The sequence below is a fragment of the Streptomyces sp. NPDC045778 genome (assembly GCF_056431945.1).
In genome coordinates, this window is the sequence record NZ_JBWKJZ010000014.1 from 24,727 (window position 1) to 46,979 (window position 22,253).

Genomic DNA, 22,253 nt, shown 5'->3' on the forward strand with positions numbered 1-22,253 from the left:
CCAGACCCGCGTCCTCGCGGCCCGTGCGGGACGCCGCCCCTTCCGGGCGGCGCTCTCAGAGCCTGTGCCTGCGGGCACTTTTCGTGGCCACGCACGGCCGTGACGCGGTCTCCTTCTCGATCCGCTGCGGAGATTCCACGTGTCGAGCGTGTCCAGCATGTCCCCCGCGTCCCCGGACGCGACCCCCGTAACCCCTACCGCCCTGCCCCGGCTTTCCGTGGGGCGCGGCCTCGTCTGTCTGAGCGTCGCCGGAGCCGCCTGGGGCACCGCCGGTGCCGCCGCCACGCTGGTCTTCTCGGCCGGCGGCATGGGGCCCGTCACTCTGTCCTTCTGGCGCTGCGTCGGAGGGTTCGTGCTGCTGCTCGCCGCGCGCCTGGTGCGGCCGCGCGGGGGTGCGCGCACGCCGGTGCGGGTGCCCCCGGGCCGCAGGGCCTTGCGCGTGTGCGCGATCGGTGTGGCCCTGACGGTGTTCCAGACCGCGTACTTCGCCGCCGTCGAGGCCACCGGGCTCGCGGTCGGCACCGTCGTCACGCTCGGGGCCGGTCCCGTGCTCATCGCGCTCGGCGCCCGCCTGACCATGGGGGAGCGGCTCGGTCTCGGCGGCGTGTGCGCGGTGGGCGGCGCGCTCGCCGGGCTCGGTGTCCTGTTCGTGGGCGGCGGCGAGTCGGCCGTACGCCCGTGGGGTGTCGTCCTCGCGCTCGCTTCCGCCGCCGGGTACGCCGTCATGACGCTCCTGACCCGGTGGTGGGGGCGGGACGGTGAGGCCGACGCGGCCGGCACCACGGTGTGGTCGTTCGCGGTGGTGTCGCTGTGTCTGCTGCCGTTCGCCGTGGCCGAGGGGCTGTGGCCGCACACCGCCGACGCCGCCCGCGTGCTCGGCTGCCTGCTGTACATCGCCGCCGTGCCGACGGCCCTCGCGTACGCGCTGTACTTCGCCGGGGCCGCCGTCGTCCGCTCCGCGACCGTCTCCGTCGTCATGCTCCTGGAGCCGGTGAGCGCGGCGGTCATCGCCGTCACGCTGCTCGGTGAGGAGCTGAACGCCGCCACCGTCGCGGGCACCCTGCTGATGCTCACGGCCGTCACGGGCCTGGCCACGGCGGAGGCGCGCGCCGCGCGGAGGTGACGGCTCAGCACGCGTCCGGTGGGAGGGGCGCCTCGGGTGCACCCCGCCCACCGGACCCGGCGGGACCCCGCGTCAGAGCCGGGTCAGATAGTCGGGGGTCTCGATGCCGGGTGCCAGGTCCGCCGAAGGGACGACCGGGTCGTAGCCCTTGCGCAGCGGCACGACGCCCGCCCAGTACGGCAGGTCCATGTCCTCCGGCTCGTCGTCCGGCCCGCCGGCGCGCACCTTCGCCGACACCTCGCCGAGATCGAGGCGGAGCACGGCGGTGGCGGCCAGTTCCTTGGCGTTCGCGGGTCGCGAGTCGGCGGCGCGCCCGGGCACCACGTGGTCGACGAGGGAGTCGAGCGCGGTCCGCTTCTCCTCCGGGTCCGTGACCTGGTGCGCGATGCCGTGCACCACGACGGAGCGGTAGTTGACCGAGTGGTGGAAGGCCGAGCGGGCCAGCACGAGGCCGTCCAGGTGCGTCACCGTCAGACACACCGGAAGGCCCGGGTCCGACTGGTCGTCCGGCTGCGTCGCCCCGGCCATCCGCAGCGGGCGCGAGCCCGTCGAACCGTGCACGTACAGCCGCTCGCCGACCCGGCCGAACAGCGTCGGCAGGACGACCGGGGCGCCGTCGCGGACGAAGCCGAGGTGGCACACGTACGCCTCGTCGAGTATCGCGTGCACCAGCGCCCGGTCGTACGCGGCCCGGTCGCGGGACCGGGTGGGCACGGTGCGGTCGGTCGCCTCATAGCGGGCGCTGTCCGGCGCGGCCGGCTGCGTCGTCGTCTCCATGGCTTCTCCCTCGGGTGCGCGTCGTGCTCGGCATCCGGGTGCCGTGCGCGCCGCCGCTTTGCCTCATCTATTGCACTAGTGCATACTGTGCTTTGTGCTAGGAGAGTATCCGATCGCCGGACGGGGCGCAGCTGAGATCGCCGCCAGTGTCGAGCGCGCCGTGGGGCGCGGGGACCTGGAGCCGGGGCAATCGCTGCCCCCGATGCGGGAGTTGGCGCGTCAGCTGGGCGTGAACCCCAACACGGTGGCGGCGGCCTACCGCACGCTGCGCGAGCGCGGAGTGATCGAGACGGCGGGGCGGCGCGGCAGCCGGGTGCGGAGCAGGCCCGCGACCACCGCGCGCGAGTACAGCCGTCTGGTCGTGCCGCCCGGGGTGCGGGACGTCGCCAGCGGCAATCCGGACACCGCGCTGCTGCCGCCGCTCGCCGAGGCCTTCGCGGCCGCGGCTGCCTACGCGGACAAGCACCCCGACCTGTACGGGGAGTCTGCCGTCGACCCCGAATTCGGCCGCTGCGCGCGCGGGATCCTCGACCGCGACGGGGTGCCCCAGGGGCCGCTGGCCGTCACGTCCGGGGCGCTCGACGCGATCGAGCGGGTGCTCGTCGCCCGGCTGAAGGCCGGCGACGCGGTGGCCGTGGAGGATCCCGGCTGGGGCAGCGTCCTGGACCTCGTGCCCGCGCTCGGCCTGCGGCCGGTCCCGGTCGGCGTGGACGACGAGGGGCCGCTGCCCGGCGACGTCGAGCGGGCGCTGCGGGCCGGTGCCCGCGCGCTCGTCGTCACCGCGCGCGCCCAGAACCCGACCGGCGCGGCCGTGGGCGCCGCACGCGCGCGTGCCGTGCGCGAGGTCCTCGCCGCGCACAAGGAGACGCTGGTCATCGAGGACGACCACGGCCACGGCATCGTCGACCTGCCGCTGCACACCCTGACCGGCGTGACCGACGCGTGGGCGTTCGTCCGCTCCACGGCCAAGGCGTACGGACCCGACCTGCGCCTGGCCGTGCTCGCCGGTGACGTCGAGACCGTCGACCGGGTGCAGGGACGGCTGCGGCTCGGCCCCGGCTGGGTCAGCAAGGTGCTCCAGCGGGCCGTCGTACGCCTCTGGGAGGACGGCGCCGTCGACGCGCGGGAGGTGGCGGCGGCGTACGGACACAGGCGCGACGCGCTGATCGCGGCGCTCGCCGAGCGCGGCATCACGGCCTACGGGCGCAGCGGCATGAACGTATGGGTGCCGGTCCCCGACGAGACGGGCGTGGTGGCCCGGATGCTGCACGCGGGCTGGGCCGTGGCCCCGGGGGCGCGGTTCCGCTTGAGGGCGGCCCCGGCCGTGCGGATCACCGTCTCCGCGCTCGCCGGGGGTGACATCACGACCGTGGCCGAGGCCCTGGCGGCGGCCACGGGGTCGGCGGTGGAGCGCCGCTACGGCTGACGGCCGCCGCGCGGGTCGCACTCCCGGCGCAGGGGGCCAGGCCCCGGGGGAACGCTCACCCCTGCTTGCGCGGCTTGGACTGGGTCAGCGCGGCTCCCGCCAGGACGATGACGGCGCCTATCGGGGTCGTCCAGGTCAGGGACTCCCCGAGCACGGCGACGCCCGCCGCCGTCGCGATCACCGGGGTGAAGTACGTGACCATCTGGGCCGTCGTCGGGCCCACCTCGGCGACGATGTCGTACTGCACCAGGAAGGCGAGGCCGGTGCCGACCGCGCCGAGGGCGACGACCGCGAGCAGCGGCACCACGGGGAAGTCGTGCGGAACCGAGGTGAACAGCGGGGTCACGACGGCCAGTTCGACCGTGGCGACGAGGAGCTGGGCGCCGGTGAGGGAGAGGTTCGAGTGGCCGGAGCCCGCGAGGGTGCGGCGGACGTAGATCCAGCCGATCGGGTAGCACAGCGAGGCCAGCAGGGCCATGCCCGTGCCCCGGGCGTCCAGGCCGCTGAAGCCCTGCCAGGCGCCGAGCACCGTGAGCACGCCGAGGAAGCCGAGGCCGAGGCCCGCCACCCGGCGGCGCGTGGGGCGGTCCTCGGAGAGCGCGACGAGGGAGAGAGCCATGCCCCACAGCGGCGACGTCGCGTTGCAGATCCCCGCCAGCGTCGAGGGGATCGTCAGCTCCGCGTACGCGAACAGGGAGAACGGTGCCGCGTTGAGCAGGAGGGCCGCCACCGTCAGATGCGCCCAGGTGCGCCCGGAGCGGGGGAGCCGCTCGCGCTTCACGACCAGGAAGACCGCGACCACCATCGTGCCGAACAGCAGCCGCCCGAAGGTCACCTGGAACGGCGCGTACCCCTCCGTGCCGACCTTGATGAACAGGAAGCTGAAGCCCCACACGAGGGAGAGGAACGCGAAGCGCAGGCGCCAGTCCAGCTTGCGGCGGCCCTCCGCGCGCGGGGAGGCGGCTTCGGCGGAGACGGAGGCGGAGGCAGGGGCGGGGGCCGGTGGGGGCGGCGGGGAGGCCGGGGCCGGGGCGGGGGCAGAGGTGCTCATGGTCGTCACGATGGATCAACGGAACTCTTAGCACAAGCGAGTTTTCGTGGCCGGTATCGCGTAGCATCGCTTATATGTCGATTCTGGAGCGGCCATGCTGAATCTGGAGCGTCTGCGGACCCTCGACGCACTCGCGCGGCACGGATCCGTGAGCGGTGCCGCCGCCGGGCTGCACGTCACGACGTCCGCCGTCTCGCAGCAGATGACCAAGCTGGAGCGCGAGGTGGGCCAGCAACTGCTCGCGAAGAACGGCCGGGGAGTGCGCCTCACCGACGCCGGACGGCTGCTCGCCGAGCACGCCGCGCGCATCCTGTCCCAGGTGGAGCTGGCCCAGTCCGACCTGGAGCGGCAGCGCGGCAAGGCGGTCGGCGAGCTGCGGATCTCCGCGTTCCCGACGGCGATGCGCGGGCTGCTGCCCACCGCGCTCGCCGCGCTGCGGGCCCACCACCCGGGCCTGCGCGTGACGGCCGAGGAGCTGGAGCCGCAGGCAGGCGTCCAGAAGGTGGTGCGCGGCGACCTGGACCTGGCGGTGGTCCTCGACTGGTACAACAAGCCGCTGCCGCTGCCCGACGGCCTGCTGAAGGCCCCCCTCCTCGACGACCCCGCCGACGTGGCCATGCCCGTGGCGCACCCGCTGGCCGACCGCCCGGAAGTCGACCTGGAGGACTTCGCCGAGGACGGGTGGATCACGTGGACGGAGGGCGAGTTCTGCCATGAGTGGCTGATGTTCACGCTGCGCGGCCAGGGCTTCGAGCCACGCATCGCCCACCGGGCCGAGGAGCATCACACCCAGCTCGCCCTGGTCGCGGCCGGGCTCGGCGTGTGCGTGGTGCCGCGGCTCGGTCGTGACCCGATGCCCGCGGGCGTGCGGACCGCGCCGGTCCGCCACCGGGTGCGGCGGCACGTGTATGTGGTGTGGCGCGCGGACGCCGACCGCCGCCCGTCGATCCGCGCCGCGGTGGAGGCGCTGCGGGTGGCGGGCGCGGGGCTCGGCTGAGGGCGCCCCGCCCGGCTGCGGCCCGTGGCGGTGCGGGCTACTGGAGGGGCAGCTGGAGGGGGCGAGCCAGCTTCCGGAAGTCCCAGGACGCCACCGCGTCCGGAGTGAGCCGCAGCCACGCGTGCCGGCCGTCGTGCGCCAGCGCGTCGACGCCGAAGTTCTTGCGCGCGAACAGCCCCTCCACCGCGTCGAGTTCGGGGCAGGGCTCGCCGACGCGCGGTGTCTCGCCGACGCGCTCGACGGTGCCGGTCAGCTCGACGCCGCGCAGTTCGCCGTACGTCTCGCCCGCGTCGACGACGACCGCGATCCGCGGGTCGCGCCCGAGGTCGGCCCAGCGCCTGCTGCGCGTGAGCGAGTACAGCCACAGGGACGTGCCGTCCCACACGAACCACAGCGGGCTCGCGTGCGGGGAGCCGTCGGCGGACACCGTCGCCACCCGGCAGGTCCGCTCGGCGCGCAGGAAGGCGTCCAGTTCGTCCGGGGTCATCATGATCCTGCGGCCGCGGCGCTGTGTGAGGGCCATGCGTCGTCTCCTCCTCCGGGGCCGCCCGCGCCGCGTGCACGGCGGCGTGGCCGCGTGTCCGCGCGCTGCGGCGCCCGTAGTTGACAATGCGTCAGATGAGCATGCGGTGTCTTCCGCCAGGGCGCAATGCCGGTTAGCCTCCCGCGCACCGCGGCCGCCGGACGGCCACGGCCCGCGACCCGGGCTCAGCCGAGGGGGACCATGGCCACGTACGAACAGCTCAGCCGTCTGCTCGACCCCGACGGCGCCGCCCTGCTCACGGTCGAGTGCCAGCAGGGCGTCGTCGGGCCGCAGAGCGCGCTGCCCGAACTCGCCGAGGCGGCCCGCGCGTCGGGGGCCCTCACCAACGTGGCCCGGCTGGTGGCCGCGGCCCACGTCGGCGGCGTCCAGGTCCTGCACGCCCTCGCCGAGCGGCGTCCCGACGGGCGCGGCTCCAACCGCAACGCGCGGCTCTTCAAGGCGGCGGAGAAGCTGCCCGTGCAGCAGCTGTCGGGCACGACGGCCGTGCGGGTCGCGCCGCCCATCGAGGTCGCGGAGGAGGACTTCGTCGTCCGCCGCCTGCACGGCCTCTCGCCGATCGCGGGCACCGACGTCGACGCGCTGCTGCGCAACATCGGCTGCCGCACCCTCCTGGTGACCGGCGTCTCGGCCAACGTGGCGATCCCGAACGCCGTCTTCGACGCCGTGAACCTCGGCTACACCGTCGTCGTGCCCGCGGACGCCATCGCGGGAGTCCCCTCCGACTACACCCCCGCGATGGTCCGCAACACCCTCGCCCTGGTCGCCACCGTGACCTCCACCGAGGAGGTCCTCGCCGTATGGCAGCGACCGCGGCGGCTGCGGCCGGCCCAGGGGCTCACGCCAGCTTGATCTCCTCCCCCTCCACGCTGATCCCGGCCGCGGGCAGGGGGCTCGTGGCCGGGCTCTTCTTCACGCTGCCGTCGGCGATGTCGAACTTGCTGCCGTGACAAGGGCAGTTGATGGTCCCGCCCTCGACGCTCGTGACCGGGCACTGCTTGTGGGTGCAGCGGTTCGAGAACGCCTTGAACCGGCCCTTCGTCGGCTGAGTGACCACCACGCCCTCGTCCTTGAAGATCTTCCCGCCGCCCACGGGGATGTCGGCCGTCCTGGCGAGTACGGCGCCGGCCGCGCCGCCCTCGCCCTTCTCTTTCTCCTTCTCCTCGCCCGCCGGTTCGGATGAACCCTTGTCGTCGCCGGAGCCGCAGCCGACGAGCGCGACGGCCACGCTGCCCGCGCCGACGGCGGTGACGACGGTGCGGCGGGTGAGGTGGTGGCCCGTGGGCAGGCAGGAATCGTCCCTTGAAGCAGTCATGCCCGGGGATACGGATGCGCGGGGCGGGTTGTTCACGATTGAGCGATCGAATGCGGGCCCGACCTGGCGCCCCGGCTGCCGCGGCCGCCGACGCGCGCTCCGGCCGCCGCCGCGCGCCCCGGGCGACAGGCCGCGAGATCCCGCCGCGACCCCGGCAGTAACCTGGGGCAATGCTCTCCGAAGTCACCGCCGTCCGGTACGTCACGCCGTTGCGTGAGGGCGGATCCCTGCCCGGCCTCGTCGAGACCGCCGACGGCCACGGGGCGTACGGGACGTACGTCACGAAGTTCAGCGGCGCGGGCCAGGGCCGCAAGACCCTGGTCGCGGAGGTGATCTGCGGGCAGCTCGCCCGCCGCCTCGGCCTGCGCGTGCCACGCCTCGCCGGGGTGGACCTGGACCCGGTGCTCGGCCTCGCCGAGCCCGACCAGGAGGTCCAGCAGCTGCTCAAGTCGAGCGGCGGGCTCAACCTCGGTATGGAGTACCTGTCGGGGGCCATCGGCTTCGACCCGCTGGCCTTCGTGGTCGACCCCGTGGAGGCCGGCCGCGTCGTGTGGTTCGACGCGCTGATCAACAACGTGGACCGCTCCTGGCGCAACCCGAACCTCCTGGTCCGGCACGGCGACCTCTGGCTCATCGACCACGGCGCGAGCATGATCTGGCACCACAACTGGCCCACGGCCCAGGCCGCGTCCACCCGGGCGTACGACGCAACCGACCACGCCCTCGCCCCGTACGGCCCCGATGTCGCGACGGCCGCCGCCGAGCTTGCCCCGCTGGTCACCAAGGAGGTGCTCGCCGAGGTGACGGCCGACGTGCCCGACGCGTGGCTGGACGGCGAGCCGGGCTTCGACAGCGCCGACGCGGTGCGGCAGGCGTACGCCGACGCGCTGCTCCCGCGCGCGGAGAGCATCCACGAGCGCATCACCCTGGAAGGCGGCGGCAAGTGACCGGCACGACCGAGACCCCCGCGCGGGACGTCTACGAGTACGCCCTGCTGCGGGTCGTCCCGCGCGTCGAGCGCGGCGAGCAGTTCAACGCGGGCGTGGTGCTCTACTGCCGCGCCAAGTCCTACGTGGCCGCCCGCGTCCACCTCGACGAGGCCAAGCTCCGCGCCCTCGACCCGGACGCCGACGCCGCCGGGGTGCGCGCGGCCCTCGGCGCCGTCGAAGGGGTCTGCGCGGGCGGCGACGCCGCGGGCCAGGCCGCGCGGGACGACGCCGGGCGGCGCTTCCGCTGGCTCATCGCGCCGCGCTCGACCGTGGTACAGGCAGGGCCCGTGCACACCGGCCTGACCGCCGACCCCGAGGCCGAGGTGGAGCGGCTCGTCGAGCTGCTGGTGCGCTGATCGCGGCTCGTCCGGGCCCCGATCCCGGGAGTGCCGTTGACACCGGGTGCCAGGGCTTCTAGCGTCTCGTCTGCTGAAGGTACTAAGCGGTCGCTCACCTGGGGGCGCGCCGCGGAGCCGCATCCCAAGGCGAGGAGAGCCAGCATGTCCACCACTGAGCAGCGCGTCGCGGTCGTGACCGGAGCGGCGCGAGGCATCGGAGCCGCCACCGCCGTACGCCTCGCCGCCGAGGGCCGCGCCGTCGCCGTGCTCGACCTCGACGAGGCCGCCTGCAAGGACACCGTCGAGAAGATCACGGCAGCGGGCGGGCGGGCCGTCGCCGTCGGCTGCGACGTGTCCGACGAGGCCCAGGTCGAGGCCGCGGTCGCCCGGATCGCCCAGGAGCTGGGCGCGCCGACGATCCTGGTGAACAACGCGGGCGTGCTGCGCGACAACCTGCTGTTCAAGATGAGCGCGGACGACTGGGACACGGTGATGAACGTGCACCTGCGGGGCGCGTTCCTGATGTCCAAGGCCTGCCAGAAGCACATGGTGGACGCGGGCTTCGGCCGCATCGTGAACCTCTCCAGCTCCTCCGCGCTCGGCAACCGCGGCCAGGTCAACTACGCGGCGGCCAAGGCGGGCATGCAGGGCTTCACCAAGACCCTCGCCAAGGAGCTGGGCAAGTTCGGCGTCACCGCCAACTCGGTCGCGCCCGGCTTCATCGCCACCGAGATGACCAAGGCCACCGCCGAACGCGTCGGGATGGGCTTCGAGGACTTCCAGGCCGCGGCCGCCACGCAGATCCCGGTGCAGCGCGTCGGCGAGCCCGAGGACATCGCCAACGCCATCGCCTTCTTCACCGGCGACGCGGCGGGCTTCGTCTCCGGCCAGGTCCTGTACGTGGCCGGCGGCCCGCTCAACTAGCGCCCCCGCTCCCTCCCCGACGCAAAGGACAGTACGGAATGGCAGTGCAGGACAGCGGCAAGGCGGCGCTCGTCACGGGTGCGAGCCGGGGCATCGGCTACGGCATCGCGGAAGCGCTCGTCGCCCGCGGCGACCGCGTGTGCATCACCGGGCGCAACGAGGACGCCCTCAAGGAGGCCGTCGAGAAGCTCGGCTCCGACCGTGTCATCGGCGTCGCGGGCAAGGCCCACGACGAGGCGCACCAGGCGGTCGCCGTCGAGCGGGCGATGGAGGCCTTCGGGCGCGTCGACTTCCTGGTCAACAACGCCGGTACGAACCCGGTGTTCGGGCCCATGGCCGACCTCGACCTCAATGTGGCGCGCAAGGTCTTCGAGACGAACGTGATCTCGGCCCTCGGCTTCGCCCAGCTGACGTGGAAGGCGTGGCAGGGCGAGCACGGCGGCGCGATCGTGAACATCGCCTCGATCGCGGGCGTGGCCGCGTCGCCGTTCGTCGGCGCGTACGGCATGAGCAAGGCCGCCATGGTCAATCTGACGCTCCAGCTGGCGCACGAGTTCGCCCCGAAGGTCCGGGTCAACGCGATCGCGCCGGCCGTGGTCAAGACCCAGTTCGCGCGGGCGCTGTACGAGGGCCGCGAGGAGGAGGTGACGTCGGCGTACCCGCTGGGACGGCTCGGCGTGCCGTCCGACGTCGGCGGCGCGGCGGCCTTCCTCACCTCCGAGCAGTCCGACTGGATCACCGGCCAGACGCTCGTGGTGGACGGCGGCATCTTCCTGAACGCGGGCGTGGGCTGACCCTCCGCCCCGCCTCCGGCCGGTGCGGCACCCTGCCCCGCCGGCCGGTCAGGGGTGAAGCGGCACATCGTACAAACCTCAACAATCGCCCGTACGCGACGTACACGCGCATCAAGTACCCCCTCGGCGCGCCGAGTTGGACCGGCTTGACCTTGCGGTATGGTCTGCCGCCCCATGGCACGGCAGAGCGAGGAGTGCCCGCGTGTTCACAAGAGGTCAGCTGCGATGTCTGCGTCCGTTCGCGGCGTCGTTGTCCATAACCCTGCTCGCCGGGTGCGGGGTGTTCTCGTCCGACGGGTCGGACGACGAGGACGTCATCACCGTGGGGACGACGAGCGCGCCGACCACGCTCGACCCCGCGGCGTCCTGGGACGGCTCCTGGGAGCTGTACCGGAACGTGTTCCAGACGCTTCTGAGCTTCCCGTCCGGCGCCACGGAGCCGCAGGCGGACGCCGCGCGCTCATGCCGGTTCACCGACGACTCCAGCACGGTCTACGCGTGTCAGCTCCGCGAGGACCTGAGGTTCTCCGACGGCGACGAACTGGACGCCGCGGCCGTGAAGCACTCCGTCGACCGCATCCGGCGCATCGACGTCAAGGGCGGCCCCGCGGGGCTGCTCGGCGCCCTGGACTCGGTCTCCACGAAGGGCGAGCGGACCGTGGTCTTCCGGCTGAAGAAGCCGGACGCGACCTTCCCGTTCGTGCTCGCCACGCCCGCCATGTCGATCGTCGACCCGGACGACTACCCCGCGGACCGGCTCCGCGAGGGCGACGAGGTCACCGGATCCGGCCCGTACAAGCTCGACGACTACCGCGTCGACGACAAGGCCGTCCTGGTCAGGAACGACCGCTACGAGGGCGCCGCGGACCGCAAGAACGACGCCGTGACCATCCGCTACTTCGACGACTCCGCGGCGATGGTCGACGCGCTGCGCGAGAAGGACCTCGACCTGACCTTCCGCGGCATCGCGGCCGAGGATGTCGTGGCGCAGCAGAGCCGCGGCAAGGAGGAGCACCTCCGGCTCGTCGAGGGCGCGGGCGCCGAGATCCGCTACCTGGTGTTCAACCCCAAGGACCCCTGGGCGCGCAAGCCCGCGGTGCGCAAGGCCTTCGCGCAGGTCCTGGACCGGCCCGCGCTCGCGCACAAGGTGTACAAGGACACCGTCGAGCCGCTGTACTCGATGGTGCCGCGCGGCGTCCACGGACACACCACGGGCTTCTTCGACGAGTACGGCGAGCCGAGCGCGGCCAAGGCCGGGCGCATCCTCAGGGCCGCGGGCATCACCGAGCGGGTGCCGCTCACCCTCTGGTACGCCACCGACCGCTACGGCTCCGTGACCGCGTCGGAGTTCGCGGAGCTGAAGCGGCAGCTGGAGGGCTCCGGCCTGTTCCGGATCACGATCAAGGGCCGCCCGTGGAAGGCCTTCGAGGCGGGCTACAAGGAGGGCCGGTACCCGGTCTTCGGGCGCGGCTGGTTCCCGGACTTCCCGGACGCGGAGAACTTCATCGCGCCCTTCGTGGGCCGGCGCAACGTCCTCAACACTCCCTACCCCTCGCCGACGATCACCGAGAAGCTGCTGCCGCGCTCGCGGCGCGAGGCGGACCGGGGCAAGGTCGCCGGCGAGTTCGAGCAGGCGCAGGGCGTCCTCGTCGACGACGTCCGGCTGCTGCCGGTGTGGCAGGGCAAGCAGTACATCATGGCCAGCCAGGAGATCGCGGGCGGCGAACGGGCCCTCGACCCGTCGGCGATCATGATGATGTGGGAGCTGAGCCGGAAGACGAGCTGGTAGGCGCCGGGGCGCGGGGCGGACTCGGGGGCGGGGACCCCGGGCGGGGACCTTTGTCAGTGGTCGCCGGTAGGTTCTGTGGTGAAGAACGGACCGCACCCCGGAGGTTGTTGACGTGACCGACATCGCCATGCTGCCCGCGTCCTGGCGCGGAGTCCTCGGCGAGGAGCTCCAGAAGCCCTACTTCAAGGAGCTGACCGAATTCGTCGAGGAAGAGCGGGCGAAGGGGCCGGTGTTCCCGCCGCGTGAGGAGGTCTTCGCCGCTCTGGACGCGACGCCTTATGACGAGGTGAGGGTCCTCGTCCTCGGCCAGGACCCGTATCACGGCGAGGGCCAGGGCCACGGCCTGTGCTTCTCGGTGCGCCCGGGGGTGCGGACCCCGCCGTCGCTGCGGAACATCTACAAGGAGATGCACGCGGAGCTGGGCCTGCCGATCCCGGACAACGGCTATCTGATGCCCTGGGCCCGTCAGGGCGTCCTGCTCCTCAACGCGGTCCTCACGGTGCGCTCCGGCGAGGCCAACTCGCACAAGAACCGGGGCTGGGAGAAGTTCACGGACGCGGTGATCCGCGCCGTCGCCGACCGCGCCGAGCCGGCCGTCTTCGTCCTGTGGGGGAACTACGCGCAGAAGAAGCTGCCGCTGATCGACCAGGAGCGGCACGTCGTGGTCAAGGGCGCGCACCCGTCCCCGCTGTCCGCCAAGAAGTTCTTCGGCTCGCAGCCCTTCACGCAGATCAACGAGGCGGTGGCGGCCCAGGGCCACGCGCCGATCGACTGGCGGATCCCGGACTTGGGCTGACCGCCCGCGACCTCCTCCGGCCTGTGGGTCCGCCCGCCGGGACCTGCCCGGCGGGTGTCACCGGCCTGGCGCAGCGGGCGGGCGCGGGGCGCCCGCGTCGCACCGCGCCTGACGGGGATTGTCAGTGGTGGCCGCTAGCGTCGGGACCGTGGGACGACCGAGGACGGACGGCGGACGCGGAGGGCGGCGCGGTGGTGGAGCGGCAGGAACGGACGGCGGACGGCGAGGACGTCGTGATGACCCGGATCGGGCAGGCGGTCATGCTCCAGCACGCCGGTGACCGCGAGGAGGCAAGGACCCGCTTCCTCGCGCTCTGGTCGGAGATCGGCGAGGACGGCGACGCGCTGCACCGCTGCACCCTCGCGCACTACATGGCGGACACCCAGGACGACCCGGCCGACGAACTGGCCTGGGACCTCAGGGCGTTGTCGGCGGCGGACGAGCTGACCGACGAGCGGGTCGGCGCCCACCACCACTCCCTCGCGGTCCGCGGCTTCTACCCCTCGCTGCATCTGAACCTGGCGGCGGACTATGTGAAGCTCGCCCGCCCCGCGGCGGCCCGCAGCCATCTGCGCCTGGCCCGCGGCGCGGTCGGCGCGCTCGGCGAGGACAGCTATGGGGACGGCATCCGCGCGGCCCTGCACCGCCTGGAGACACAGGTGGGCGAGGGCGCAGTGGAGGAGTGACACCGCCCCGCGCCGCGCGGCTGGGCTCGCTCCTCTCAACTCCCGTACACCTCGCGGCAGATGACCGCTTGAGGGCTGTCCGGGTCCCAGTGGCCGTGCTGCTGCGCGAGGGCGCAGACTCCCGGCTCGCCCCGAGGCCGGGGCGGCGGACCCTGCGGCGTCTCGCGAGGGCGCGGCCCGTGCCCGGGCGGGCCGGGACGGGGCCGCTCGGGGCGGGCGCGTACGGGGGCCGGCGGCTCGTCGGGCGTGACCGCGCGGGGCGGCGGCGCCGGGGCCGTGGCGACGGGCGGCGCCGGGTGAAGCGCCCGCCTCGGGGGCGCGGGCGGCGGCGCGGCGCGCTGTAGCCGCTCGCGGGCCGGAGGCTGGGTGACCCGCGGCAGCGGCCGTTCCCCGGCGCGGGGCGGGCGCTCCACCGTGCCCGATGGCGCCTCTCCCCGCTCGGCGGCCGATCGGTCGACGCCGACGCCGACGCAGCCGGAGACGGCCGAGACGGTCACGGAGACGAGCAGGGCCATGGTGGTCGTCGTACGCCGCATCCCGGAAACTCTGCTGGGCGCCAGGCGGCGTACGGCCGTGAAGGCGGGCCGATGCGCCCGCACGGGGGAGGGCACGACCCTCCCGACGGGGCGCGCCCTACGCCGATCGCGCCGTCCGGCGGGGCGCGCCGCCCGGCGGGACGCGGGGGCTACCGGTCCAGCATCCCGCTGAGCAACTCCCCGAACCCCGCCCGCAGTTCGTCGAGCGTCGGGGTCTTCGCGCTGTACGAGCCCGCCACGCAGGAGAACATCAGGCCGTCGCACCACGCGACCAGGGACAGGGTGTGCCGCTCCGGATCCGTGGAGCCCGCCGCGCGCACGAGCGCCTGGAGCGGATCGCGGAACCGCGCGCCCGTCGCGTCGTAGTACGCCCGCAGCTCCGGGCGGCGCGTCGCCTCCAGGGCCAGCTCGTACCGGGACACCAGCAGCGCCCGGTGCTCGGCGCCGGAGAGGAAGCGGTGCAGGGTCAGGGAGAGGCCGTCGACCAGGGCCGCGCGGCCGTCCGCCGGGTCCGGCAACTCGTCCGGCACGAGGACGGCCGCCTCGCGCTGCGCCTGCCGCCGCACCGCCGCTTCGAGGAGCGCGAGCCGGGTGCGGGCGTGGTTCGACGTCGAGCCCGGGGGGAGCCCCGCCGCCTCGTCGACGGCCCGGTGGGTCAGCCCGCGCATGCCGCGCTCGGCGAGCAGGGCCAGCGCGGTGTCGGCGATCAGTTCGGGGCGCGATGAGCCCTTGGCGCGTACGGACATGGGAAGCACCCTACCTGTCGCACTACAGGTGTAGTACGGTCATCCCGCCGGCACTACAGATGTAGTGTCGGCGGGTGTGCGACCGAGGAGAGAACATGGCCCCCATCGGCGAGCCCCTCAAGGCCCCGAAGCCCGTCACGTCCCCGAAGCCCCTCAGGACCCCCGAGGCCTCCAAGGGCCCCGAGCCCCACGCCGTCGTCGTGGGCGGCGGCATCGGCGGACTCACCACCGCCATCGCCCTGCACCGGTCCGGCTGGCGCGTGAGCGTCCTCGAACGCGCCGCGTCGCTGGAGCCCGTCGGCTCGGGCATCGGGCTCGCCCCCAACGCGCAGCGCGCGCTGGACGTCCTGGGCCTCGGTGACGCCGTGCGCGACCTTGCCGCCTGGCAGGGGGCGGGCGGCCTGCGCGCGCAAGCCGGCCGCTGGTTGGTGCGCACCACGTCCGCCGCCACGACCCAGGTGTTCGGCGGCGCCCTCGTGCTCCTGCACCGGGCGACGCTCGTCGACCTGCTCGTCGCCGCGCTGCCCGGCGAGAGCCTGCGCACCGGGACGGCCGCGCGGCTCGCGGACCCCGGCGGGCCCGGCCGCGCCGCCGTGGTGTCCACCTCCGAAGGCGACATCGAGGCCGACCTCGTCGTCGGCGCCGACGGCATCAACTCCGGGGTGCGCGCGGAGCTGTTCCCGGCCTACCCCGGGCCCGTGTACACCGGGTTCACCGCCTGGCGGCTCATCGTGCCCGCGCCCGAGCGGCCCTTCGAGCCGCACGAGACCTGGGGCCGCGGTGGCGTGTGGGGCACGCAGCCGCTGAAGGACGGCAGGGTCTACGCGTACGGCACGGCGCTCGTGCCCCCGGGCGGCCGCGCGCCCGACGACGAGAAGGCCGAGCTGACGCGGCGCTTCGCCGACTGGCACGACCCGATCCCGGAGATCGTGGCCGCCGCCCGCCCCGAGGACGTCCTGCGCAACGACGTGTGGCACATGGCCACCCCGCTCCCCGCCCACCACCGCGGCCGCGTCGCGCTCGTCGGCGACGCCGCCCACGCCATGGCGCCCACCCTCGGCCAGGGCGGCAACCAGGCCATCGAGGACGGCGTCGTGCTCGCCCACCACGCGCGGCCCGACGGCGACCTCTGCGCGGGCCTGGCCGCGTACAGCGCGGTCCGCGTGCCCCGGACGACCGCCGTCGTGCGGCGGGCCGCCCGCACCGCACGCCTCAACCACCTCACCAACGGCGGGCTCATCGCCGCGCGCGACACCCTGATGCGCGCCGCGCACCTGCTCGGCCCGAACATGATCATGCGGGGCTTCTCCTCGATCGCCGACTGGCGGCCGCCGGGTCCCCCGTATGCTGCGGGGACGGACGCGGGGGCGCAGGGGCGTGAACCGGCACGACAGTAGGGAGACAGTGGTGAAGGTCGGCTGCATCGGACTCGGTGACATCGCGCGGAAGGCGTACCTTCCGGTGCTCACCACGCAGCCAGGGGTCGAGCTGCACCTCCAGACCCGCACGCCCGCCACCCTGGAGCGGATCGGCGAGACCCACCACGTCCCCGCCGGGCAGCGCCACACCGATCTGGACTCGCTGCTCGCCCAGGACCTCGACGCGGCCTTCGTGCACGCGCCGACCAGCGCGCACCCGGAGATCGTGGAACGCCTCCTGGAGGCGGGCGTGGCGACGTACGTGGACAAGCCCATCGCGTACGAACTCGCCGACTCCGAGCGGCTCGTGGAACTCGCCGAGCGGCGCGGCGTGAGCCTCACCGTGGGCTTCAACCGGCGCTACGCGCCCGGCTACGCCCAGTGCGCCGAGCACCCGCGCGAGCTGATCCTGATGCAGAAGAACCGCGTGGGGCTTCCCGAGGACCCGCGCACCATGGTGCTCGACGACTTCATCCACGTCGTGGACACGCTGCGCTTCCTCGTGCCGGGGCCCGTCGACCACGTGAGCGTGCGCGGCCGGGTCGCGGACGGCCTGCTCGAGCACGTCGTGCTCCAGCTCGCGGGCGACGGCTTCACCGCGATCGGCGTGATGAACCGGCTCAGCGGCTCCACCGAGGAGATCCTCGAAGTCTCCGGCCAGGACACCAAGCGGCAGGTCCTCAACCTCGCCGAGGTCGTGGACCACAAGGGCCAGCCCACCGTGCGGCGGCGCGGCGACTGGGTGCCGGTGGCACGCCAGCGCGGCATCGAGCAGGTCACGCTCGCCTTCCTCGACGCCGTGCGCGCGGGCAAGCTGCTCAGCGCCCGGGACGCGCTGGCCACCCATGAGCTGTGCGAGCGGGTGGTACGCGCGGTGTGCGAGCCGGCCGCCTGAGCGCCCGCGCCCCCTCGGCGACCGCGAGCGCGGCGAGGACCGCGAGCGCGCCGTGCACCGGCCAGTCGCCGAGCCGCACGTACGGCGTGGTGCCCGTGGCCAGCGGGACGTCGTACTCCGCCGTGCTCGACGCCGAGGTGCCGAGCGGTTCGCCGACGCGCTCGCCGCTCGGGCCGTAGACCGCGGTGACGCCGGTGAGCGTCGCGTGCACCATGGGGCGGCCGGTCTCGGCGGCCCGCAGGGCCGCGAGCGACGCGTGCTGCTCGGGCGCCCAGCTGTGCTGGAACGATGACGTGGCGGACTGCGCGAGCAGCAACTGGGCGCCCTCGCGGGTCAGATGGCGGCTCATGTCGGGGAACGCCGACTCGAAGCACACCAGGGGCCCCACGCGCAGGCCGTCCGCGAGGTCCATCACCACGGGCCGCTCGCCTCGCCTGCGGTCCTCGCCCGCGGCCTTGCCCACCGACGTGGCCCAGCCGAGCAGCGAGCGCGCCGGGACGTACTCGCCGAAGGGGACCAGGCGCATCTTGTCGTAGCGGTCGCCCGTCGGCCCGTCCGGGCCCACGAGCACGGAACTCTTGAAGATGCCGGTCCTGTCCGAGCGGCGGGCGTCCACGTTCACCAGGATCTCGGCGCCCATCAGGCGCGAGAGCGCCGCGATCCGCCGTGCCAGGTCGGGCCGCTCCGCCAGGTCGTGCCCCACGCTGCTCTCGCCCCACACGACGAGGTCCAGGTCGCGGCCCGCGAGGGCGCGGGTCAGCGCCTCCTCGCGGTCGAAGCGCCGTGCGGGGCCGTCGGATCCGCCCAGGACGCCGGGCTGGACGACGGCGACGCGGACGCTGCCCGCGGCCTCCGGGCGCGGGGACCAGGTCCACGCGGTGGTGGTCGCGGCGGCCACGACGACGAGCCCGGCGACGGCGGGAGCGCGCGCCGACCGCCACGCGACGAGCACGGCGACAGCGGTGTTCACCGCCACGACGAGCGCGCTGACCAGCCATACGCCGCCCACCGACGCGAGCCGCAGGGCGGGCTCCACCTGCCACTGACTGGAGCCGAGCAGCCCCCACGGGCCGCCGAGGCCCTCCCAGGACCGCACCAGTTCGACGCCGAGCCAGCAGGACGGCAGCACGAGCAGCGCGGCCGCTGCCCGCCCGCGGGCGGCGGGGCCCCCGAGGAAGCGGTGCGCGAGCCAGCCCCAGGGCGCCCACAGCAGCCCGAGCAGCGCGGCGATGACGAGCGTGAACACGTGCAGGCTCGGCAGCAGCCAGTGGTGCGCGGCCACCATGAAGCCGAGCCCGCCGAGCCAGCCGTCGAGCGCGGCCCGCCGCCCCGACGCCGCCGAGCGGGTGAGCAGGATCCACGGCACGAGCGCGACGTACGCGCACCACCACCACGACGGCTCAGGGAAGGCGAGCGAGGGCAGGGCACCGCTCAGGGCCGCGAGCGCCCCGCGCTGCCACGGCGAGGCGAGGGCGGCGGCCAGCCGCCGGCGCCACGGAGACAGGGGCCGCAGGGACAGCGCCCGTGGGTGTGGCTGCCTGCCGCTGAGTACGTCCATGCAGCGCGCCTCCTTGCCCCCGACTCGGCCCGACGCCCGGTCGTGCTTCCAGTGTGCGTGCCGCCGACGATCTACGACAGGGGGCGGAGCCGCCCGGGTCACGGGGCGGCCCAGGGGCGCTCCGCGCTCGGGGCGACCGCTTCCGTCCGGACGTGCGCGGATGAGCCGGGAGGTGGCCGTTCCGCCTCGTGCTCAGCCCGGCTCGGGGAGCGGTGGCGTCCGCTGTCCGACGACGGCCGGGTCCCATGTCTGGTCGGCGGCCCGCGCGCTGCGCCACTTCTCCCGTACGACCACCTGACGCAGCCGCCAGCCGCTGTGCGTACGCAGCGCGGTGAATTCATAGCGCCCGCCGCAGGTGAAGTCGGGCGCGGTGGTCCGCTCGGCCTCCGGCTCGCCGGTGAACCGCATGGGGTTCACATAGTCGGCCCGGACGCGCGCGGTGTCGCCCACGTCCTGCTCGCGGACGCCGAAGCGGAGTCTGCGGTTGACGATGAGGTGCTGGCGCATCGCGAACATCCGCATCGTCTCCGCGAGCCACGCGGAGACCTCCGTCACGGATCCCTCGATGCCGCCCGCCGACCGGTAGTCGGCGCGTCCTTCGGGGGTGAACAGCTGTCGGTACGCGTCCCAGTCGCCGTCGTCGACGGTGCCGGCGTAGTCGGTGATGAGGGTGTCGATGGCCAAACGGTCGATGAGGGCGGCGAGTTCCACGCGCTGCGTCATCGCCTCAGTGTTGGGCACCGCGAGTGCGGAGCCAAGAGGGAGGTACGGCCCTCCTCCCGCCCGGAGCGGAAGGAGGGCCGGTGGAGCCGGTGAGAACCCCCGGGGACCGTGTCCCCGGGGGAGGGGAGCGCCACAACGTCCGGGGGAGGGGGTGGTGTTGCCTAGGCGGCCTGGACGACCTCCGCGCGCACCGCCTCGGCCCACTCGGTCACAAGACGCTCGTACTCCCGGCGCTGCTCGGCGGAGAGCCGGCCGCCGGCGCGCAGCCACAGGCCTCGTATCCGCTCGTTCAACTCGGCAGAAGACCGCACGGAACCATGGGGTTGAGGGGTTAAGGGCATGCACTCAGCCTAGGCGATGGCTCCGGCAATCGGAACTGTCGGCTACCGCACACCTGCGGTACGTGATCACGCGCGGGTGGGATCCGGCGCGCGTCCCTCAGGCGTCCGCTTCCCCGCTCCGCGCGGGCTCCGCGCCGTCGGACCGCCGCCCCAGGAAGGGCAGTTGCACCACCAGGAGCGCGATGCCGCACAGCGTGACCACGCGCGTCGCGGCGTCGAGGCCGTTCCAGTCCTCGGACTGCCACATGGCGAACCACTCGCCGCCGACGCCGATGAAGCCGCCGCCGAACAGCAGCACCAGCATCAGCAGTCCGGCGGTGCTCACGCGCCTCGCCCGGGCGAAGCCGTCACCCCGCCCGCGCAGCCCGGCGATCCACAGGGCCGTCCCCGCGATGAGGACCAGCGCGGCCAGCGTCTCCCAGGCGATGATCGCGACGTACGCGGTGTCCTGGAGGGTGCGGGACTCCACGGCCCGCCACATCAGGTCCTCGTCCTTGAACGTCGTGTCCATCGCCAGGACGTGGCGGACGAACTGTTGGTTGCTGTCGAAGTCGGTGATGTTCCCGAGCGCGACGAGCGCGATGTAGAGCGCGACGACCCCCGTGAGCACGGCCGCCGCGACGGCCGGTGTCCCAGGAGCGGTCCCCTCGTGTCTCCTCTTCGTCCGTTCGCCGGCATCTGTGGCCATGCCCAACTCCTCTCGCCCGCCTGTCCGTTCGCCCACTGCGGGCGGCTGAATACCCAGGGCGGCGGCACCGGGGCGGTCCTGCTCGCCCCGGCGCTCCGGCCATGGATCGGTACGCCATTCTGGAGGATGGGCGCGGGGTTCCCGCGCGCGGGTACGCCCTTTCCCCAAGGCGAATCCCCGGCGCGGGGGAGCCGCCGTCCGGCGGCGCTCAGGTCGCCCGGGGCCGGATCCGGTGGGCCGCCAGGATCCCGGCCGCCGCGAGGGCGGCCGTGAGCGTGAAGGTGGCCGTGAGGGCGACGGTCACCGTCGAGCCGTACGCCGACGCCAGGGACACGGCGGCGCCGCCGAGGCCGCTGAGCACCGCGACCGCCAGGGTCTGGGCGAGCTGCATGGCGCCGCTCGCCTCGCCCTGCCGGTCGGCGGGCGCCTGCTCCATGGCGTCCGTGGTGGCCGCGTTGAACGCCACGCCCATGCCCGCGCCGCCGATCGCCCAGCCCGCCACGGCGACCAGGGCGGGCACCGCGTCGACGAGGACGCCGAGCGCCATCACCACGATGCCCACGAGCAGCACCACGAACCCGGCCGCGATCGGCACGGCGCGCGAGCGCCCGCTCCAGCGGCCGTCGACCCGCCCCTGCCAGGCGGCTCCGAGCACCCAGGTGATCGCGCCCGCCGAGAGGCCGAGACCGGCCTGCGAGGCGCTCAGATCCCGCAGCCGGACCAGGCCGAGCGGCAGGAAGGCCTCGCTGCCGAAGTACGCCCCGCACAGCAGGAAGCGCAGCACGACCCCCGTCGGCACGCCGCGCCGCACCGCGAGGGTGCCGGGCGGCGTGACCGTGCGCAGGGCGAGGACGCCGGTCACGCCCCCGGCCACGACCAGCGGGACCAGCAGGGCGAGTTGGCGCAGCTGGAGCCCGGCGAGCAGGACGCCGGTGCCCGCGGCGAGCAGCACGCCGCGCGCCACCGGCGTGGCCCACCAGCGGGTCGCCGCGGTGTCGGCCGGGGTGCTCGCGGCGCCCTCGGGCCGGCCCAGGCGGCGCAGCTGCGGCAGCGCGAGGGCGGCGGCGACGGCGATCAGGGGCAGCAGCAGGACGAAGACGCCGCGCCAGGAGACGTGGTCGGAGATCACGGCGGCGAGCGTCGGGCCGACCAGGGACGGCACCGTCCAGCCGCCCGCGACGAGGGCGAACATCCGCGCCCGCAGGTGCTGGGGGTAGGCCAGCGAGATGGCCGCGTACGCGAGGGCCATCACCGCGCCGACGCCGAGCCCCTGGAGGAAGCGGCCGGCGAGGAAGACGGGCCAGGTGGGCGCGGCCCCGGCGAGCGCGCAGCCGGCCGCGAACACGACGAGCCCGACGGCGAGCGGGCGCGCCGGGCCGTGCCGGTCGGCGTCGCGGCCCGCGGCGACGGTGCCGATGAGGTTGGCGAGCATCAGCGCGGACAGGCCCCAGCCGTAGGCGTGCAGGCCGCCGAGCCGCTCCGCGATGTCGGGCAGGACGGTGGCCACGCCCATCGACTCGAACGCCACGAGGCCGACGGACAGCACGATGCCCCAGGTCAGGGCGGCGTAGGGGGCACGGAAGACGCTTTCGGCGGCGGACGCGGCGGACGCGGCGGACGCGGCGGACGCGGCGGACGCGGTGGACGCAGCGGATGCCGGGGACGCGGGGGACGCGGGTGCGGGGGATGTGGACGCGGCGTGACCGCCCTGGACGGTCGCTTCCTGCTCTGACGGCAAGGCCGACCCCTCCTTTATGTTTCGATCCGGAACGGAACGAAATGACATGCTACCTATACTGATC

At 74.2% G+C, this 22,253-nt stretch carries 24 protein-coding genes; 13 read left to right on the forward strand and 11 right to left on the reverse strand.

The window, feature by feature from the left end; genetic code table 11:
• Nucleotides 1–157 precede the first annotated feature (157 nt).
• Nucleotides 158–1,123 (forward strand): DMT family transporter, encoded by a 966-nt coding sequence (locus AC07GB_RS19380; RefSeq protein ID WP_478846954.1) that lies wholly within the window; start codon nucleotides 158–160, stop codon nucleotides 1,121–1,123.
• Between the two features lie 72 nt (nucleotides 1,124–1,195).
• On the opposite strand, the gene AC07GB_RS19385 is transcribed toward AC07GB_RS19380, so the two are convergent.
• Nucleotides 1,196–1,900 carry a pyridoxamine 5'-phosphate oxidase family protein gene (locus AC07GB_RS19385; RefSeq protein ID WP_478846956.1) on the reverse strand — a complete coding sequence of 235 codons (705 nt, stop codon included), beginning with the start codon at nucleotides 1,898–1,900 and terminating at the stop codon, nucleotides 1,196–1,198.
• A gap of 94 nt (nucleotides 1,901–1,994) precedes the next feature.
• Between AC07GB_RS19385 and AC07GB_RS19390 the strand changes: the two genes are divergently transcribed.
• Nucleotides 1,995–3,326 (forward strand): aminotransferase class I/II-fold pyridoxal phosphate-dependent enzyme, encoded by a 1,332-nt coding sequence (locus AC07GB_RS19390; protein ID WP_478846958.1) that lies wholly within the window; start codon nucleotides 1,995–1,997, stop codon nucleotides 3,324–3,326.
• A 55-nt stretch (nucleotides 3,327–3,381) separates the two neighbouring features.
• Here the strand turns inward: AC07GB_RS19390 and AC07GB_RS19395 are convergent, their stop codons facing one another.
• Nucleotides 3,382–4,377, reverse strand: coding sequence for a DMT family transporter (locus tag AC07GB_RS19395; RefSeq protein WP_478846960.1), 996 nt, complete (start codon nucleotides 4,375–4,377; stop codon nucleotides 3,382–3,384).
• 94 nt (nucleotides 4,378–4,471) lie between these two features.
• On the opposite strand from AC07GB_RS19395, the gene AC07GB_RS19400 reads away from it, so the two are divergent.
• Nucleotides 4,472–5,374: a LysR family transcriptional regulator gene (locus tag AC07GB_RS19400; RefSeq protein ID WP_478846962.1), complete on the forward strand. Its 903-nt coding sequence runs from the start codon at nucleotides 4,472–4,474 to the stop codon at nucleotides 5,372–5,374.
• 37 nt (nucleotides 5,375–5,411) lie between these two features.
• Here the strand turns inward: AC07GB_RS19400 and AC07GB_RS19405 are convergent, their stop codons facing one another.
• Entirely contained in the window at nucleotides 5,412–5,897 is a 486-nt protein-coding gene (locus tag AC07GB_RS19405; RefSeq protein ID WP_478846964.1) for a pyridoxamine 5'-phosphate oxidase family protein, read from the reverse strand.
• A gap of 201 nt (nucleotides 5,898–6,098) precedes the next feature.
• Here AC07GB_RS19405 and AC07GB_RS19410 point away from each other — a divergent pair, with 201 nt between their 5' ends.
• Entirely contained in the window at nucleotides 6,099–6,767 is a 669-nt protein-coding gene (locus AC07GB_RS19410) for a cysteine hydrolase family protein (RefSeq protein WP_478846966.1), read from the forward strand.
• On the opposite strand, the gene AC07GB_RS19415 is transcribed toward AC07GB_RS19410, so the two are convergent.
• Complete coding sequence (locus AC07GB_RS19415; protein ID WP_478846968.1) at nucleotides 6,754–7,230, reverse strand: Rieske (2Fe-2S) protein; 477 nt, start codon at nucleotides 7,228–7,230, stop codon at nucleotides 6,754–6,756. The genes AC07GB_RS19410 and AC07GB_RS19415 overlap by 14 nt on opposite strands.
• 170 nt (nucleotides 7,231–7,400) lie before the next feature.
• Here AC07GB_RS19415 and AC07GB_RS19420 point away from each other — a divergent pair, with 170 nt between their 5' ends.
• The 7 genes from AC07GB_RS19420 (at nucleotide 7,401) to AC07GB_RS19450 (ending at nucleotide 13,546) form a co-directional block, all read left to right on the forward strand.
• On the forward strand, nucleotides 7,401–8,177 hold the full coding sequence (locus tag AC07GB_RS19420; RefSeq protein WP_478846970.1) for a HipA family kinase: 777 nt from the start codon (nucleotides 7,401–7,403) through the stop codon (nucleotides 8,175–8,177).
• Nucleotides 8,174–8,575, forward strand: coding sequence for a DUF3037 domain-containing protein (locus tag AC07GB_RS19425; RefSeq protein WP_478846972.1), 402 nt, complete (start codon nucleotides 8,174–8,176; stop codon nucleotides 8,573–8,575). The genes AC07GB_RS19420 and AC07GB_RS19425 overlap by 4 nt, the downstream gene beginning before the upstream one ends.
• A 144-nt stretch (nucleotides 8,576–8,719) precedes the next feature.
• Nucleotides 8,720–9,481, forward strand: a complete 762-nt coding sequence (fabG, locus tag AC07GB_RS19430; RefSeq protein WP_478846974.1) for a 3-oxoacyl-ACP reductase FabG — start codon at nucleotides 8,720–8,722, stop codon at nucleotides 9,479–9,481.
• Nucleotides 9,482–9,519: 38 nt separating this feature from the next.
• Complete coding sequence (locus AC07GB_RS19435) at nucleotides 9,520–10,275, forward strand: SDR family oxidoreductase (RefSeq protein ID WP_478846976.1); 756 nt, start codon at nucleotides 9,520–9,522, stop codon at nucleotides 10,273–10,275.
• 202 nt (nucleotides 10,276–10,477) lie between these two features.
• Nucleotides 10,478–12,064, forward strand: a complete 1,587-nt coding sequence (locus AC07GB_RS19440) for an ABC transporter substrate-binding protein (RefSeq protein WP_478846978.1) — start codon at nucleotides 10,478–10,480, stop codon at nucleotides 12,062–12,064.
• A 127-nt stretch (nucleotides 12,065–12,191) separates the two neighbouring features.
• Complete coding sequence (ung, locus tag AC07GB_RS19445; protein WP_478847299.1) at nucleotides 12,192–12,860, forward strand: uracil-DNA glycosylase; 669 nt, start codon at nucleotides 12,192–12,194, stop codon at nucleotides 12,858–12,860.
• Nucleotides 12,861–13,051: 191 nt separating this feature from the next.
• The gene (locus tag AC07GB_RS19450; protein WP_478846980.1) at nucleotides 13,052–13,546 is read left to right on the forward strand and encodes a hypothetical protein; all 495 of its coding nucleotides are present in this window, start codon (nucleotides 13,052–13,054) and stop codon (nucleotides 13,544–13,546) included.
• A 35-nt stretch (nucleotides 13,547–13,581) separates the two neighbouring features.
• Here AC07GB_RS19450 and AC07GB_RS19455 read toward each other — a convergent pair whose 3' ends face one another.
• Nucleotides 13,582–14,082, reverse strand: a complete 501-nt coding sequence (locus AC07GB_RS19455; RefSeq protein ID WP_478846982.1) for a hypothetical protein — start codon at nucleotides 14,080–14,082, stop codon at nucleotides 13,582–13,584.
• Between the two features lie 149 nt (nucleotides 14,083–14,231).
• Nucleotides 14,232–14,828: a TetR/AcrR family transcriptional regulator gene (locus tag AC07GB_RS19460; protein ID WP_478846984.1), complete on the reverse strand. Its 597-nt coding sequence runs from the start codon at nucleotides 14,826–14,828 to the stop codon at nucleotides 14,232–14,234.
• A 95-nt stretch (nucleotides 14,829–14,923) separates the two neighbouring features.
• Between AC07GB_RS19460 and AC07GB_RS19465 the strand changes: the two genes are divergently transcribed.
• Both AC07GB_RS19465 and AC07GB_RS19470 read left to right on the forward strand, forming a co-directional pair.
• Nucleotides 14,924–16,225: an FAD-dependent monooxygenase gene (locus AC07GB_RS19465; protein ID WP_478846986.1), complete on the forward strand. Its 1,302-nt coding sequence runs from the start codon at nucleotides 14,924–14,926 to the stop codon at nucleotides 16,223–16,225.
• Nucleotides 16,226–16,235: 10 nt separating this feature from the next.
• Nucleotides 16,236–17,141, forward strand: a complete 906-nt coding sequence (locus tag AC07GB_RS19470; RefSeq protein WP_478846988.1) for a Gfo/Idh/MocA family protein — start codon at nucleotides 16,236–16,238, stop codon at nucleotides 17,139–17,141.
• Here the strand turns inward: AC07GB_RS19470 and lnt are convergent.
• From lnt to AC07GB_RS19495, 5 genes are all read right to left on the reverse strand, one after another.
• Entirely contained in the window at nucleotides 17,065–18,699 is a 1,635-nt protein-coding gene (lnt, locus tag AC07GB_RS19475; protein ID WP_478846990.1) for an apolipoprotein N-acyltransferase, read from the reverse strand. The genes AC07GB_RS19470 and lnt overlap by 77 nt on opposite strands.
• A 192-nt stretch (nucleotides 18,700–18,891) precedes the next feature.
• Nucleotides 18,892–19,422: a nuclear transport factor 2 family protein gene (locus AC07GB_RS19480; RefSeq protein ID WP_478846992.1), complete on the reverse strand. Its 531-nt coding sequence runs from the start codon at nucleotides 19,420–19,422 to the stop codon at nucleotides 18,892–18,894.
• Between the two features lie 161 nt (nucleotides 19,423–19,583).
• The gene (locus AC07GB_RS19485) at nucleotides 19,584–19,733 is read right to left on the reverse strand and encodes a hypothetical protein (protein ID WP_478846994.1); all 150 of its coding nucleotides are present in this window, start codon (nucleotides 19,731–19,733) and stop codon (nucleotides 19,584–19,586) included.
• Between the two features lie 127 nt (nucleotides 19,734–19,860).
• The gene (locus AC07GB_RS19490; protein ID WP_478846996.1) at nucleotides 19,861–20,451 is read right to left on the reverse strand and encodes a DUF2165 domain-containing protein; all 591 of its coding nucleotides are present in this window, start codon (nucleotides 20,449–20,451) and stop codon (nucleotides 19,861–19,863) included.
• Nucleotides 20,452–20,659: 208 nt separating this feature from the next.
• Nucleotides 20,660–22,189, reverse strand: a complete 1,530-nt coding sequence (locus AC07GB_RS19495; protein ID WP_478846998.1) for an MFS transporter — start codon at nucleotides 22,187–22,189, stop codon at nucleotides 20,660–20,662.
• Nucleotides 22,190–22,253: the final 64 nt, after the last annotated feature.

Bases quoted from the DNA above. Each gene is read 5' to 3' on its own strand.
- AC07GB_RS19460 (WP_478846984.1), bottom strand. From the start codon at position 14,828: ATGTCCGTACGCGCCAAGGGCTCATCGCGCCCCGAACTGATCGCCGAC.
- AC07GB_RS19420 (WP_478846970.1), top strand. From the start codon at position 7,401: ATGCTCTCCGAAGTCACCGCCGTCCGGTACGTCACGCCGTTGCGTGAG.
- AC07GB_RS19490 (WP_478846996.1), bottom strand. From the start codon at position 20,451: ATGGCCACAGATGCCGGCGAACGGACGAAGAGGAGACACGAGGGGACC.
- lnt (WP_478846990.1), bottom strand. From the start codon at position 18,699: ATGGACGTACTCAGCGGCAGGCAGCCACACCCACGGGCGCTGTCCCTG.
- ung (WP_478847299.1), top strand. From the start codon at position 12,192: ATGCTGCCCGCGTCCTGGCGCGGAGTCCTCGGCGAGGAGCTCCAGAAG.
- AC07GB_RS19395 (WP_478846960.1), bottom strand. From the start codon at position 4,377: ATGAGCACCTCTGCCCCCGCCCCGGCCCCGGCCTCCCCGCCGCCCCCA.
- AC07GB_RS19385 (WP_478846956.1), bottom strand. From the start codon at position 1,900: ATGGAGACGACGACGCAGCCGGCCGCGCCGGACAGCGCCCGCTATGAG.
- AC07GB_RS19405 (WP_478846964.1), bottom strand. From the start codon at position 5,897: ATGGCCCTCACACAGCGCCGCGGCCGCAGGATCATGATGACCCCGGAC.
- fabG (WP_478846974.1), top strand. From the start codon at position 8,720: ATGTCCACCACTGAGCAGCGCGTCGCGGTCGTGACCGGAGCGGCGCGA.
- AC07GB_RS19415 (WP_478846968.1), bottom strand. From the start codon at position 7,230: ATGACTGCTTCAAGGGACGATTCCTGCCTGCCCACGGGCCACCACCTC.
- AC07GB_RS19455 (WP_478846982.1), bottom strand. From the start codon at position 14,082: ATGCGGCGTACGACGACCACCATGGCCCTGCTCGTCTCCGTGACCGTC.
- AC07GB_RS19465 (WP_478846986.1), top strand. From the start codon at position 14,924: ATGGCCCCCATCGGCGAGCCCCTCAAGGCCCCGAAGCCCGTCACGTCC.
- AC07GB_RS19400 (WP_478846962.1), top strand. From the start codon at position 4,472: ATGCTGAATCTGGAGCGTCTGCGGACCCTCGACGCACTCGCGCGGCAC.
- AC07GB_RS19435 (WP_478846976.1), top strand. From the start codon at position 9,520: ATGGCAGTGCAGGACAGCGGCAAGGCGGCGCTCGTCACGGGTGCGAGC.
- AC07GB_RS19410 (WP_478846966.1), top strand. From the start codon at position 6,099: ATGGCCACGTACGAACAGCTCAGCCGTCTGCTCGACCCCGACGGCGCC.
- AC07GB_RS19380 (WP_478846954.1), top strand. From the start codon at position 158: ATGTCCCCCGCGTCCCCGGACGCGACCCCCGTAACCCCTACCGCCCTG.
- AC07GB_RS19480 (WP_478846992.1), bottom strand. From the start codon at position 19,422: ATGACGCAGCGCGTGGAACTCGCCGCCCTCATCGACCGTTTGGCCATC.